This is a genomic window from Rufibacter roseus (assembly GCF_001647285.1).
GTDB classification, from domain to species: Bacteria; Bacteroidota; Bacteroidia; order Cytophagales; family Hymenobacteraceae; genus Nibribacter; species Nibribacter roseus.
Map to the genome: position 1 here is coordinate 391257 of NZ_LRML01000001.1, position 13075 is coordinate 404331.

The window sequence follows — 13075 nt, forward strand, 5'->3', positions numbered from 1 at the left end:
TAATCATTGTACAGGAATCATAAAGAAGTAAAATAGGTTGTACACTATAGAAAAAGGTACAGTTTTTGTGTTTCCTTCGTTCTACAGTATCAATGGTTTCTGATTTCCAGTCATGAATCATTGCTTATTAATCATTGCATAAATGAACGTAACCATAGACCAAAATTCAGGCTACTGCTTCGGGGTAGAATTTGCCATACAAATGGCAGAAGATGAGCTGGAGGAAGTGGCAGAGCTTTATTGCTTAGGTGACATTGTGCACAATAGCATGGAAGTACAGCGTCTGTACAACAAAGGTCTCCGGATTATTGACCGTGAGCAGCTGCAGGAACTGCACGACTGTAAGGTACTCATCAGAGCCCACGGCGAACCACCTGAAACCTATCAGACTGCGCTTAAAAACAACCTGGAGTTGATAGATGCCTCGTGCCCTGTAGTGCTGAAGCTGCAGAACCGCGTGAAGCACGCCTATGACTCTACCAAAGTTAAAAACGGCCAAATTGTGCTGTATGGGCAACAAGGTCATGCCGAGGTCATAGGTTTAGCAGGTCAGACGGGCAATGAAGCCATTGTTATTACTACTGAGGAAGATTTAGATAAACTAGATTATACTCGCCCTATTACGCTTTTCAGCCAAACCACCAAGAGCACCAAAGGCTTCTATAAAATGAAGGAGCTGATTGAAGAGCGAGTGGCCGCCGCCAAAGCAACAGGGCAGCAGGTAGAGGAGCTGGATGCCAACGACAGCATCTGCCGTCAAGTATCTAACCGTGAGCCGCAGTTAGAGAAGTTTGCAGCACAGCATGATGTGTTGGTGTTTGTGAGCGGTAAGAAAAGCTCTAACGGCAAAGCACTTTATGCGGTGTGCCAACGGGTGAATCCGCAAAGCTATTTCGTAGAAAATGCCGAGGAGCTGGACATGGAATGGTTTAAAGATGCTGCCTCTGTGGGCATTTGCGGGGCTACCTCTACGCCAATGTGGCTTATGCAACAAGTAGCAGATGCCATACAGGCTAACCAGTTGGTGGAGGCGTGATCACAACAAAATATTTAAGATTTAGTATATTTAAAAGCCCCGCCTACCGGGGCTTTTCTTCTATCTGTCCTGTCTATGAAACGCTTTTTTAGATACTTCCTGAACGGTTTTTTGATCATGGCTCCTATCACCTTAACGGTGTACATTATTGTGGCCATCATCAACTGGTTAGACGAACTATTCTTTCTGGAATATCCGGGCCTTGGGCTGTTGGTGATTGTGCTGCTAACTACCGTGGTAGGTTTTATTGGTTCGTCCTTTCTGGTGAAACCTTTCTTCGTGCTTACAGAGCGTATCTTGAACCGCTTACCCCTGGTGAGCATGATTTACTCTTCACTGAAAGATCTTTTTGATGCCTTTGTGGGTGAAAATCAAAAATTCAACCAACCTGTGCTGGTGAAAATGACGCAGTACAAAGATGTTTATAAACTAGGCTTCGTGACGCAACTTTCTATGGATGCCGTGAACCTGCCTGATAAAGTGGCCGTCTATTTCCCACACTCCTACAACTTCTCTGGTGAACTCTTCTTGATTGACCGTGAAAATGTGACGTACCTGGAGATTCCGAGCAGCGAGGTTATGAAGTTTGTGGTATCTGGCGGTGTCTCTAAACTATAGTTCATAAAGCGAAAATTTTAAATCTGTAAATAGTAAAGCTGTTTTAAGCCTGTTTTATACAAAGCAGTCCTAAAACAGCTTTATTGTTTTTAATAAAAATTAAATAGTGGCGGAAGCCTAAGCAGAAAGGCTTATATTAGGGCAACATTTAATATTCGGATAGAAGTTGTCTCAACTTGCTGTATGTCCTATTCATCATTTAAGACCACAAATAATAGCTTTCATGAAATACGTTCTTGCTACCCTTGTTACGGTTTTAACTTTCTTTTTTGCCGGTTCATGTCAGAGCCAAACTAAAAAGCAGCCCCAAACTCAAAATCAGAAGAAAACCGATGCTCAGCAGCTAGACGCAAAAGACCTTAGATTAACCTGGGAAGTTGTGGAGGAAAAGTACCAGGGGAAAAACCAGACACTCTCAGCACTGACCATTAAAAACAACGGCAAAAAAGCTTTGCCGGCCCAAGGTTGGACATTGTATTTCCATGGCTCGCCATCTTTTAAACCAAAGGCAGGAGAGGGCGCGCCAGTAAAAACGGAGCATATCAGCGGTGACTACTTAAAGATGGTGCCTACAGCTAATTTTAAAGGTTTGGCCGCAGGAGCTTCACAAAGCATAGAGTTTGTATCGGCTGGGCTGGTAATCAATCCGTTTAGGGCACCTCAGGATTTTTATTTGGTATGGGACCAGGATAAAACAAAAGGCTACCCCATAGCGCTTGAGGTTCAAAGACCCAATCATACCAAAATTGATTGGCTAACACCGCAGGACATTTACAGCCAGAACCAAGTAATTAAAGATATACCGGCGGAGAAACTAACAAAAATCTTCCCAACGCCAGCCGAATACCAAGAAACAGGTCAAATATTTACCCTGACTCAGACCGTTCCGGTAGTGGCGGACAAAGCTTTTCAGAGGGAGGCAGATTTGCTGGCGTCTCACTTAGGTACCATTTTTGGGCAGAAACCAGCGGTGAAGGCAACAGGCACTGGCAAAGCCATAAAACTACAGCAAAGAGCAGGCATGGGCCCCGAAGCCTATGAATTAACCGTGACACCGCAGGAGGTAGTAATTTCAGCTACCACTCCGGCTGGTGCTTTTTATGGAACACAGTCATTGAAAACTTTACTTCCGCCTTCGGCCTTGGCCAAGAGACAAAATTCTGTACATGTACCGGGCGTGCAGGTGAAAGACAATCCCCGTTTTGGGCACCGAGCCTACATGATGGATGTGGCGCGAAACTTTCAGGAGAAGAAACAAGTGCTGAAAGTCTTGGATTTAATGGCGCTGTACAAAATAAACGTTTTCCACTTCCACTTTAGTGATGACGAGGGGTGGCGACTGGAAATACCGGGCTTACCCGAACTGACGCAAGTAGGAGGCCGCCGTGGCCATACCCTGGATGAGAATGAGTTTTTAGCGCCCGCCTATGGTTCCGGGCCAGAGGTAGACAAACTCAGCGGAAGTGGTTTCTACACCCGCGCAGATTTTGTGGAGATTTTGAAGTATGCCCGTGATCGCCACATTAAAGTAATTCCAGAGATTGAGACGCCTGGCCATGCCCGCGCTGCCGTTAAGGCCATGGATGCTCGGTACGCGCGTCTTTTGAAAGAAGGCAAAAAGACCGAAGCCGAGCAGTACCTGTTACGTGATCCGCAAGACAAATCAGTTTACCGTTCCGTGCAGAACTTCAATGACAACGTGATGAACGTGGCGTTGCCCTCTACCTATAATTTTCTGGAGAAAGTGACCGATGAGCTGCTGAGTATGTACAAAGAGGCCGGTGCGCCTATTGAAACCATTCATTTTGGCGGTGATGAAGTTCCGGCAGGAGTTTGGGAAAGATCTCCGGCGGTGCAGGAGCTGATAGCCTCAAACTCAAAAGTGAACAACATAGATGATTTGTGGTACTATTACTTCGGGAAGGTGATAGACATGCTAAAGCAGCGGAACCTTTACCTGTCTGGCTGGGAAGAAGTGGGACTGACCAAGGTTCGTAAAAATGGGCGATTAAGTTATGTGGCAAACCCAGATTTTGTGAAGGATAACGTGCATGTAGACATCTGGAATAACCGGGGCGAAAACATTGATTTGCCTTACCGCATGGCCAATGCAGGCTACAAAGTAGTCTTGACTAACGTGTCCCATTTTTACATGGATTTAGCCTACCAGAAATCATATGATGAACTAGGCCACAACTGGGGCGGTTATTTAGATGTGGACAAGCCGTTCAGCTTTATTCCGTTTGACTACATGAAGAGCATGCGCGTAAACGAGAACAATGATCCTATTTCTCCTTCAGTGTTTGCCAACAAGGAACAGCTCAAGCCAGAGGCTCGCGCTAATATTGTAGGTTTACAGGCTCCCCTGTGGAGTGAAATGGTAAAGACCCCTGAGCGGTTGGAATACATGTTGCTGCCAAAGCTGCTAGGCTTAGCCGAAAGAGCCTGGGCCCCAGATCCTGCTTGGGCAACGGACCCTGAGTCTGCACAGAGCAAAGCAGCCTATGCGCAGGCGTGGTCAGAGTTTACCAACGTGCTGGGCAAGCGGGAACTTCCGCGCCTAAGTCATTATGCTGGTGGTTTCAAGTACCGAATTCCAACTGTGGGTACCAAGGTAGAGAACGGTAAGGTGGTGGCTAATATACAATTGCCGGGCTTTACTGTGCGATACACCACAGACGGTTCTGAGCCAACTTCCAAAAGCAAAGTTTACTCCGGCCCTATCAGCGAGAAAGGTACCGTAAAGTTGAAGGTGTTTGATGCCGCGGGTAGAGGAAGTAGGGTAACTACTGTGCAGAATAAATAGATTTTACAAGGTGAATAAACACAAAAAGCGTTTTAGGCCTGTTTAAAGAAAAACAAGTCTAAAACGCTTTTTGTATTTATAATCAGCAATTAGTGGGGATAAGGAATTTACCTATTATTTTATTTGTCTCCCTGTTTTTGCAAATGGTCAACGTTAGCAATGCCTAAACCCGCTAAAACCCGTGTTTGTACCGTTAGCGCCCCAATTAAGCGCACCTCCGGCTGGGGCCATTTCCTAATTAAAGTCGGGATGGCCAGAATGCCAGCTTCTTCAGCCTTGTCTGGGTCTTCCTGTATATCAATTATCTCAAGCTGGTAATCACCAGGGAAGTATTTTTTGAGGATAGCATTTAAATTTTCTTCAGCACCCACTGAGGTGGCGCTGTTTCTATTTATAAAGAGTTGTATCCAATAATTTGTCATTGTCATTTGTTCTAGGTGCTTCGCATTTTTCTTTCGTCCATTCTAAGTTTCTACAAGTTCTTTGCTAGGCAACTATAGGGTTGTTGGAGAGCAGGCCGCTTATGCCTGTAATAGGTGCTCCAATTCGCATTCCTTTTTCATCTATTAGAATTCTGCGGATAGAAGCGTCATGTCTGGAGCCGCGCATTTTAAGCACAGTGATGCTTCGTTGCATTTCTCCGGTCAATTCTACATATCTTAATAGAATAATAGTGTCTGTAATGGTGGCAATGTCTCCTTCGGTGACAGTGGCGCCGCCAGTAAGCATGTGTGTGGTGGCGGTAAACATAGAAGTGATTCCCTCGTGCTTCAGAAAGCTGGTGAGCGCTACCACAAACTCCTGAAATCCTCTTTCTGTTGGGTTGCGGGTCAGTGCTGAAATACTGTCAATGGCCACGCGATCTGGCTTAAATTCATTAACAAGATCTTGAATGTTAATGAGGTGATCTTCCAGTGAGCAAACCTCTGGGTAAAGAGAAACTACCTTCAGAAAACCATCTGCCTCCTGTTGTTCCAGATCTTGTCCCCAACCTTTGGCATTCCTGAAAATCTGTTCCTTGCTTTCTTCAAAGGCCAGGAGCAGACAGCGCTGTTTCTTCTCTGTGCCGCCATTCATGAAGTTTGCAGCCAGCAAGGTTTTGCCAGCTCCGGTAGCCCCTGAAACGAGCACGATAGATCCTTTGAAGAAGCCGCCGCCGCACATCTGATCCAGTTCGGCCACCCCGGAGGTAGTGCGCTCGCTTGATGAGTGTTGGGTGAGCCTCATGGCAGAAATTGGCACAATCACTATCGCTTTCATGGGCACAATGGTAAAAGGGTTTTCGCCCTTCACGTGGTTGCTGCCTCTGAACTTGAGAATTTCAATGGTGCGTCGGCGTCTTTCATTCACCAGCACGTTGCGCAGAATCATAACATTATCGGTCAAAAACTCTTCAACCCCGTACCGTGAAATGGCTCCGTATTCTTCAGTGCGTTCAGTGGTGATAATGGCCGTGGTTTTCATGCGCCTAAGCGTCATACTCACCTTAGACATTTCTTGCCGGATGATGTTGTGCTCCGGAAAGTGAGTGAAAATGCTGCCGATAGAATCAATGACCACCCGCTGCGCTTCGTTTTTTGTGATAGCTCTTTCTAAGCGAACTCTAAAAGCGCTCAAGTCGAATTCGCCCACAGTAATGACGTCTTCTTCTTTGGCAGAGCCGTCTACAAACGTCCATTTTCCATCAGCTTCCCAGCGGTCAATGTCCCAGCCGAAACCCTTCAGGTCGTTTCTGATATCATCTACTTGTTCTTCAAAGGTGACAAATACTCCGTTCTGGTTGAACAGAAGAATGCCCATGGCCAAGAACTGGGCCCCGAACAATGTTTTGGCACTGCCAGAACTGCCGGCTAATAAGGTAGTCCGGCCAACAGGCAAACCGCCGGCTGAAATAAGGTCAAAAGCAGCAATACCTGTTTTTAATTTGGGAATGCTCATAAAGGTGAATTCTAAAAGGTGAAGGGCAGGCCATAAGGTACCAAACCCAAAAGTGTGAGAGGCTAATTGATTCCAGTGTCAGGAGAAACAGAAGCGGTAAGGGAACGTCAAAAAAGAGAGGCAAAAGGAGTTATAGGGCCTCGCAGAGATTGGTGTTAAGTAAAGATACGGATTCTTTTGTCATTAAACTAACTAAATCTTAGAAAAGGTCAAAAAATATTAAATTAAAATTTAGATGTGTGTATGAACTGTTTTAATTTGATAGATAAAAATGCTATTAGGGGCAATGAGTCATTAATATTTAATCTAAATGGGTGAAATAGCTTGATATTTAATCTGTAGCCTGTTTTAGGTTAGGCAAACTTTTCCCTTTTAACCTAAAAATGTTCTTCAACTGAAGCTAAGTGTAAATAGACTGGAAGTTGGGTGCGGAAATTGTTTGCCTAAATAAAATAATAATATTGATTAGTCTAGGTGATTCTCCGTATCACTTAAAATGGTAGAAAATATATATCCCGCAGGTACAATCGTATTTGCTATGAATAACCCAAGTCAGAGATTGGTGGTAAGACGCTACGTCAAACGTGTGTACTACTGCATCATTCAGCAGCAGCTTGGTCAGAAAGAGTTAGTCTTTTATAAAAGAGAACTAGGTAGCGATACGGCTTTGCCTGCTGCTGTAGAATAGATTTGCTTTCAGGAGAATAGGTAAGTGCGAAGATTACAAAGGCGTTTTAGGGCTACTTTTTAGAAAGTAGCCCTAAAACGCCTTTGCTTGCGCCACGTACACCTAAACCGCTAACTTGCACTGTTTACTAAACACTAATTACTGATAACTGATAAAGTGCCCATCATTCAATTACATTCATCTAAACTGCATTACCGTGTGTTAGGCAAAGGCCCCAAGGCTATGCTTGCATTTCATGGGTACGGGCAGGAGAGTAGCTATTTTGAAGGCATGTCGCGGGTGCTAAATCCTGACTATACAGTGTATGCGGTAGACCTTTTCTTCCATGGCAAAAGTACCCTCAGTAAAAAGGATATTCCGCTAAGCAAAAAGAAGCTTCAAGATTTTGTGCAGTCCCTGCTGGAGAAGGAGCAAATAGATAAGTTTTCAGTGATGGCGTTCAGTATGGGCGGTAAGTTCGCGCTCACGGTTTTAGAAAAATTCCATAGCCGTATAGAATGCCTATATCTCATTGCACCAGATGGCATTAAGACGCACCTGCTATACAGCTTAGCCACCTACCCAGGTTGGCTGCAGGGGCTTTTCAAACGGATCGTGTTGCGGCCTACTCGCTTTTTCAAAACTATTAGCTGGCTGGAGCGCAAACGTTGGGTAGATACAAGCTTGGTGAAGTTTGCCAACTGGCAAATGAATTCACCTCAGAAGCGCTTTCGTGTGTATCGCAGTTGGACCGGCTTCAGCAAGTTAACCTTTGATACTCGCCAAATTGTGCGCCTTCTGAATCAGAGTAATATTCATGTTGCGGTCTTTCTAGGGAAGTATGATCAAATCATTTCCCAGAAAAGACTTGAAACTTTTCTTAAAGCCTTGAAGCAACATAAATTAGTGGTGTTAGAGACAGGTCATAGCTACTTGTTGCAAGATGTAGCCTCTTGGCTGCGTAAGAATCACCAACATTTAACCCACTAGAGATTTTACAGGGCAGGCACATATTAAATAAAATAATGTGCCCGCTCTGTGAAATAGAAAGCTTTTAGTATAAAGCTGGAAATAAATCGAAACATCTTTGAAGCAGGTGCGTTATAAAGCCTGCTTCAGGTGATTAAGGCCTCGGGTAATACGACCAGCAAAGTAAACACCAATCAGAACATTTGCTGTTATTCCTAAATATTCATAATTAAAAAAAGAATACAGCATACACGGGAAACCAACAGAGTAAAAAAAGATACGAAGGGCGGTGGAAAGCTTGGCAGGAAACATGAAATTTAAAGTAATTGGTACAAATGTCAAGTAGTCTCCTTACTTGTACAAGAGATTTTATTGACTGAGCTTTTTAATGATTTGCTGGATTTCGAATACTTATTGATCACCTGTGGCATAGGCTAACTTTGATTGATGGTGTACTTTTATTTAAAGGTTTATCTTAGGTAGAAGCCGAGCCTGGGGGTGGCACGTTTATAGTATTCTACCTCATGGGCAATGCCCTGTTGAAGTCATTGGCTAATAATAGTCTGAGGTCTAAGCAAAAGTCGGAGACCGTATGGCCACCAAATTAAGGCAGTATCTTCCATTCTCCTAATATCTGTCTACACAACGCCTTGCAAACCTCTCATTTCTTTCAGGTCGGACAAAATTTCAGAACTTACCTTCCATTGTGCCCGTAACCCAAATTTAAATATTCTATTCGATCTGCTACAAATTTAAAGAGTTTATTTCATCTTATTTATAATAAATAGGATATAAATTTATTCTGAATTGACTTAATATTAACATAATATCATCTTTCACAAAAATTATAAGTAAGGTTAAAGATATTATGTAAAATATTAATATTTATATATTTGTTTTTTGCTTGTGACACAGACACGAAACCGTATGACACATACTACTAGAGTTCTAGTTGCCTTATTCTTAAGCAGCATGTTTGCCTGCTCTTCTAATAATGACAAACCAAATGCAGAAAGGGAAGGGGAAATATCGTCCTCTACCTCAAATGATACCCTCACTGAAAACGTAACAGAGCAACCCGCTACAGACCCCGATTTAGATAAGATTGTACTGCCAGACGGGTTTCAAATCAGCTACTTCGCCCGTGACGTTACCAATGCCCGCTCTATGGCTCTGGCTCCAGATGGTACTTTATATGTGGGCACGCGGCAGGAAGGAAATGTGTATGCGCTACCAGACCGGAACAAAGACGGCAAAGCTGATGAGGTCATTACCTTGACCAAAGGCCTGAACATGCCCAACGGCGTGGCCTTGCGCGACGGAAATTTATATGTGGCCGAAGTAAACCGTATTCTGCGCTACGACAACATTGCCCAGAACCTGAAGAACCCGCCGCAACCCAAGGTGATTTATGACAAGTTTCCGGAAGAAAAACACCATGGCTGGAAATACATTGCCTTTGGGCCCGATGGTAAGTTATATGTACCAGTGGGGGCGCCCTGTAACATCTGCCTTAGCAAAGATCCAGTGTTCGCCTCTATCACCCGCATGAACCCCGATGGCTCTGGTTTGGAAATTTTTGCCAATGGCGTACGCAACACGGTAGGCTTTGACTGGCACCCCCAAACAAACGAATTGTGGTTTACCGACAATGGTCGCGACATGATGGGAGACAATACTCCTGCCGATGAGCTGAACCGTGCTCCTAAAAAAGGCATGCACTTTGGCTACCCGTTCTGCCACGCCGGTGAAGTGCTGGATCCTGAGTTCGGGAAAGGAAAAAACTGTGCAGATTACGTGGCTCCGGTACAGAAGCTGAATCCGCACGGAGGCACCTTGGGCATGGAATTCTACACTGGCAACATGTTCCCTGAAAACTATAAAAATCAAATTTTTATTGCCGAACACGGTTCCTGGAACCGTTCTGAGAAAATTGGCTACCGTGTGAGTTTGGTAAGGACAGATGCTCAAGGCAGAACCAGCTTTGTCCCTTTTGCCGCAGGTTGGCTGGAGGGCCAGAAAGAGTGGGGCAGGCCGGTAGACGTGGAAATGATGCCAGATGGATCGCTGCTAATTTCTGACGACATGAACGACGCTATTTACCGCATTACCTACACCGGCAAAAAGTAATTTCTTTTTTAGCTTATTTTTCTCAAATTGAGCAGAAAACATGTCTGGGCAAATTGCCTGAGTGCTTTTAAACTGCAAAATGAGATCAAAATCAATTGGCGCTGTATTCGTGCTGGCACTAGTTGCGGTGGTGTTCTTCTTCTGGAAAGCCAACGACCACCAAGAGTGCTCTACCGTGTCTACTACTGAAATAGACAGCAACGGCTGTACTACCGTGGTAGAAACACACGTATGCCATGAGCGGTTTAATATTTAGTTTTCAAAAATTTAAGCCCCGCACCATGCTGTTTTTGGTCTGAATTCTGGAAAACAGGCCTGAAGCAGCATTTAGGTATTTCAATTTCTGAACATGAAGGAAAGCTCAGAGAAACTGATCATCGGTCGCCGCGAAATGGTTGACTTCCCGGAGTTGGAACTGTATGAGATAGAGGCCAAAGTAGACACTGGCGCCTATACGTCGGCCATTCACTGCAACAACATTAGAGAAGTGGATTTACCAGACGGACAGCGGGCCATCCACTTTGAACTGCTGGACGAAGGGCACCCAGCCTACAACCATAAAGCTTTTGAATTCAAAGACTTTACCGTCCGTAATATAAAAAGTTCGTTCGGCGATGTGCAGGAACGCTACATTATCCGTACTAAGGTAATCATTCACGGGCAGGCGGTAGAGTCTGAATTTTCCCTCTCTGACCGCAGCGATTTAAAGTATCCGGTATTACTGGGCCGCGTGCTCCTCCGGAGGCGCTTTATAGTGGATGTGTCGAAGAAAAATCTTTCTTTAAAGGCAAAAAACAAAGCCAAGAAAAGAAATTAACCCAACAACTGCTCTTATGAAAATTGCGATTCTTTCTCGCAACCCTAGATTATATTCCACCCGCCGGTTGGTAGAAGCGGCCCAGGAACGCGGTCATGAGGCCGTGGTGCTTGACCACCTGCGCTGTGACCTGGTCATGGAAAAAGGCGACCCCCACATTCTCTACAAAGGCGAACTACTCACAGGTATTGACGCCGTTATTCCGCGCATTGGTGCTTCGGTGACGTTCTATGGAACAGCTGTGGTGCGGCAGTTTGAGATGATGAAGGTGAAAAGTGTGGTAGCCAGCCAATCTATTGTGCGCTCCAGAGACAAACTACGCAGCCTGCAGATTATGGCACGCGCCGGACTGGGTATGCCCAAAACCGCTTTCACAAACTACTCCAAAGAAGTAAAAGAACTGATAAAAGAAGTAGGTGGCGCACCTTTGGTGATTAAATTACTAGAAGGTACCCAAGGCTTGGGCGTGGTATTGGCTGAAACCCAAAAAGCCGCCGAATCAGTAATTGAAGCTTTTCATAACCTGAAGGCCAGAATTATTGTGCAGGAATTCATAGCCGAAAGCAAGGGAGCCGACATACGTGTGTTTGTGGTGAACGGCGAAGTGGTAGGCGCCATGAAGCGTCAGGGAAAAGAAGGCGAGTTTCGCTCTAATTTACACCGCGGCGGCAGTGCCAGCTTAATCAAATTGACCCGGGCCGAGAAAGCCGCCGCTTTAATGGCTGCTAAATCTTTGGGACTTGACGTGGCCGGGGTAGACATGCTGCAATCCAAGCGCGGTCCGCTCATTCTGGAAGTGAATTCCTCGCCTGGTTTGGAAGGTATAGAGAAAGCTACACAAACCAACATTGCCGGAAAGATTATTGAATACACCGAGTTACTCGTGACTAAAGGCAAGCCTAAAAAGTCGAAATCTAAAAGTACCCCTGATGGCGGAGATGACCATCAATGACATATCCATTGCGCCCGGAGATAAGAAGCTCATTAGGCTGAATATTTCGCGGCTGCCCAGCGGTACTGAAATAGACATACCTATTCACGTGTTCAGAGCCGAAGAGCCAGGGCCGGTACTGCTGCTCATGGCCGGTATGCACGGCGATGAAGTGAACGGCGTGGAACTAATCCGGCGCATGATCAGGCGGGAAATGCTGCATCCGCTCAAAGGCACTGTTCTGGCCATTCCTGTTTTGAATATCTATGGCTTTTTGAACTTCTCCAGAGAAGTGCCTGACGGGAAAGACGTAAACCGCAGCTTCCCGGGCAATCCAAAAGGGTCTTTAGCCAGCCGTGTAGCCGCCCGGTTCACCAAAGAAATACTTCCGTTGGTTGACTATGGTATTGATTTTCATACGGGTGGGCGAAGCAAGTGTAATTTTCCGCAGGTGCGTTGCAGATTGGAAGATGGTGAAAGCGAAACCTTAGCGAAAGCATTTGGAGCCCCTTTTATTCTAAACTCGAATTACCGCCCAGGTTCCTTACGCAAAGAAGCCGCTAGCCAAGGCAAAACCATTATTGTGTATGAAACGGGCGAATCTTTGAGGTTTGATGAAACCGGGATTAACATGGCCATGGAAGGCACACACCGCGTGATGCAGTATTTAGGTATGCTAGAAAATGCTGTGCCCGTTTCACACCCACCCATCATCTGCCAAAGCACCACCTGGATTAGAGCCCGCCGGGCAGGCTTGTTCCGTAGCTTCGTGAAAAACGGACAGTCTATAAGCCGTGGTCAGCAAGTAGGTGCCGTCTCAGATCCGTACGGCTACGCCACCCACCCCATCACCTCACATGTGAGCGGCTACGTCATCGGTCTCAACAACATGCCCGTTGTCAACCAAGGCGACGCCATTTTGCATATTGGGTATTAATTCTCTTGATTCTTGCTGCTGTTTTTGGCCTGTTTTCTGAAAAGGAGGCCAAAAACGCCCACTCAAATGACACAGCAGCGTCTTGTAGAATTACTAGTGTCGGTTCTACTATTTATCTCCCTTCTTAGCGCTTCCTGCGGGAGCGGGCAACGCAGAAGCCGAAGGCGCCGAGGCGCTTAGCGGACGCACGAGACACAGGTTCTAGTTAGCAGTAGCCACTTTCGCT

The 13075-nt window shown here is 45.5% G+C and carries 12 protein-coding genes; 10 read left to right on the plus strand and 2 right to left on the minus strand.

All coding sequences use genetic code 11. The features are described from left to right. The first annotated feature begins 142 nt into the window (after positions 1 to 142). The 3 genes from A8O23_RS01265 (at position 143) to A8O23_RS01275 (ending at position 4460) form a co-directional block, all read left to right on the plus strand. Positions 143 to 1036 (plus strand): 4-hydroxy-3-methylbut-2-enyl diphosphate reductase, encoded by an 894-nt coding sequence (locus A8O23_RS01265; RefSeq protein ID WP_066615530.1) that lies wholly within the window; start codon positions 143 to 145, stop codon positions 1034 to 1036. 75 nt (positions 1037 to 1111) lie between these two features. After that, a complete protein-coding gene (locus tag A8O23_RS01270) occupies positions 1112 to 1654 on the plus strand; it encodes a DUF502 domain-containing protein (protein WP_066615532.1) in 543 nt (180 codons plus the stop codon). A gap of 223 nt (positions 1655 to 1877) precedes the next feature. Then, on the plus strand, positions 1878 to 4460 hold the full coding sequence (locus tag A8O23_RS01275; RefSeq protein WP_074988282.1) for a family 20 glycosylhydrolase: 2583 nt from the start codon (positions 1878 to 1880) through the stop codon (positions 4458 to 4460). Between the two features lie 119 nt (positions 4461 to 4579). Here the strand turns inward: A8O23_RS01275 and A8O23_RS01280 are convergent, their stop codons facing one another. Together A8O23_RS01280 and kaiC are read right to left on the minus strand one after the other, a co-directional pair. After that, positions 4580 to 4882: a circadian clock KaiB family protein gene (locus A8O23_RS01280; RefSeq protein ID WP_161486675.1), complete on the minus strand. Its 303-nt coding sequence runs from the start codon at positions 4880 to 4882 to the stop codon at positions 4580 to 4582. A 64-nt stretch (positions 4883 to 4946) separates the two neighbouring features. Then, positions 4947 to 6398 (minus strand): circadian clock protein KaiC, encoded by a 1452-nt coding sequence (gene kaiC, locus A8O23_RS01285; RefSeq protein ID WP_066615535.1) that lies wholly within the window; start codon positions 6396 to 6398, stop codon positions 4947 to 4949. A gap of 538 nt (positions 6399 to 6936) precedes the next feature. Here kaiC and A8O23_RS01290 point away from each other — a divergent pair. The 7 genes from A8O23_RS01290 to A8O23_RS01320 all read left to right on the plus strand — a co-directional run bounded on the left by A8O23_RS01290 (position 6937) and on the right by A8O23_RS01320 (position 12849). Next, on the plus strand, positions 6937 to 7086 hold the full coding sequence (locus tag A8O23_RS01290) for a hypothetical protein (protein ID WP_239693299.1): 150 nt from the start codon (positions 6937 to 6939) through the stop codon (positions 7084 to 7086). 222 nt (positions 7087 to 7308) lie between these two features. Then, entirely contained in the window at positions 7309 to 8055 is a 747-nt protein-coding gene (locus A8O23_RS01295; RefSeq protein ID WP_082882851.1) for an alpha/beta fold hydrolase, read from the plus strand. Between the two features lie 906 nt (positions 8056 to 8961). Further along, complete coding sequence (locus tag A8O23_RS01305; protein WP_239693300.1) at positions 8962 to 10164, plus strand: PQQ-dependent sugar dehydrogenase; 1203 nt, start codon at positions 8962 to 8964, stop codon at positions 10162 to 10164. Positions 10165 to 10243: 79 nt separating this feature from the next. Then, the gene (locus A8O23_RS21515; RefSeq protein ID WP_161486676.1) at positions 10244 to 10420 is read left to right on the plus strand and encodes a hypothetical protein; all 177 of its coding nucleotides are present in this window, start codon (positions 10244 to 10246) and stop codon (positions 10418 to 10420) included. A 93-nt stretch (positions 10421 to 10513) separates the two neighbouring features. Then, the gene (locus A8O23_RS01310; protein WP_066615543.1) at positions 10514 to 10981 is read left to right on the plus strand and encodes an ATP-dependent zinc protease family protein; all 468 of its coding nucleotides are present in this window, start codon (positions 10514 to 10516) and stop codon (positions 10979 to 10981) included. 16 nt (positions 10982 to 10997) lie between these two features. Beyond that, positions 10998 to 11933, plus strand: coding sequence for a 30S ribosomal protein S6--L-glutamate ligase (gene rimK / locus A8O23_RS01315; RefSeq protein ID WP_066615545.1), 936 nt, complete (start codon positions 10998 to 11000; stop codon positions 11931 to 11933). Next, positions 11911 to 12849, plus strand: a complete 939-nt coding sequence (locus A8O23_RS01320; protein WP_066615547.1) for a succinylglutamate desuccinylase/aspartoacylase family protein — start codon at positions 11911 to 11913, stop codon at positions 12847 to 12849. Before rimK ends, A8O23_RS01320 begins: the two co-directional genes overlap by 23 nt. Positions 12850 to 13075: the final 226 nt, after the last annotated feature.

Bases quoted from the DNA above. Each gene is read 5' to 3' on its own strand.
- A8O23_RS01265 (WP_066615530.1), top strand. From the start codon at position 143: ATGAACGTAACCATAGACCAAAATTCAGGCTACTGCTTCGGGGTAGAA.
- A8O23_RS01270 (WP_066615532.1), top strand. From the start codon at position 1,112: ATGAAACGCTTTTTTAGATACTTCCTGAACGGTTTTTTGATCATGGCT.
- A8O23_RS01275 (WP_074988282.1), top strand. From the start codon at position 1,878: ATGAAATACGTTCTTGCTACCCTTGTTACGGTTTTAACTTTCTTTTTT.
- A8O23_RS01280 (WP_161486675.1), bottom strand. From the start codon at position 4,882: ATGACAAATTATTGGATACAACTCTTTATAAATAGAAACAGCGCCACC.
- kaiC (WP_066615535.1), bottom strand. From the start codon at position 6,398: ATGAGCATTCCCAAATTAAAAACAGGTATTGCTGCTTTTGACCTTATT.
- A8O23_RS01290 (WP_239693299.1), top strand. From the start codon at position 6,937: ATGAATAACCCAAGTCAGAGATTGGTGGTAAGACGCTACGTCAAACGT.
- A8O23_RS01295 (WP_082882851.1), top strand. From the start codon at position 7,309: ATGCTTGCATTTCATGGGTACGGGCAGGAGAGTAGCTATTTTGAAGGC.
- A8O23_RS01305 (WP_239693300.1), top strand. From the start codon at position 8,962: ATGACACATACTACTAGAGTTCTAGTTGCCTTATTCTTAAGCAGCATG.
- A8O23_RS21515 (WP_161486676.1), top strand. From the start codon at position 10,244: ATGAGATCAAAATCAATTGGCGCTGTATTCGTGCTGGCACTAGTTGCG.
- A8O23_RS01310 (WP_066615543.1), top strand. From the start codon at position 10,514: ATGAAGGAAAGCTCAGAGAAACTGATCATCGGTCGCCGCGAAATGGTT.
- rimK (WP_066615545.1), top strand. From the start codon at position 10,998: ATGAAAATTGCGATTCTTTCTCGCAACCCTAGATTATATTCCACCCGC.
- A8O23_RS01320 (WP_066615547.1), top strand. From the start codon at position 11,911: ATGGCGGAGATGACCATCAATGACATATCCATTGCGCCCGGAGATAAG.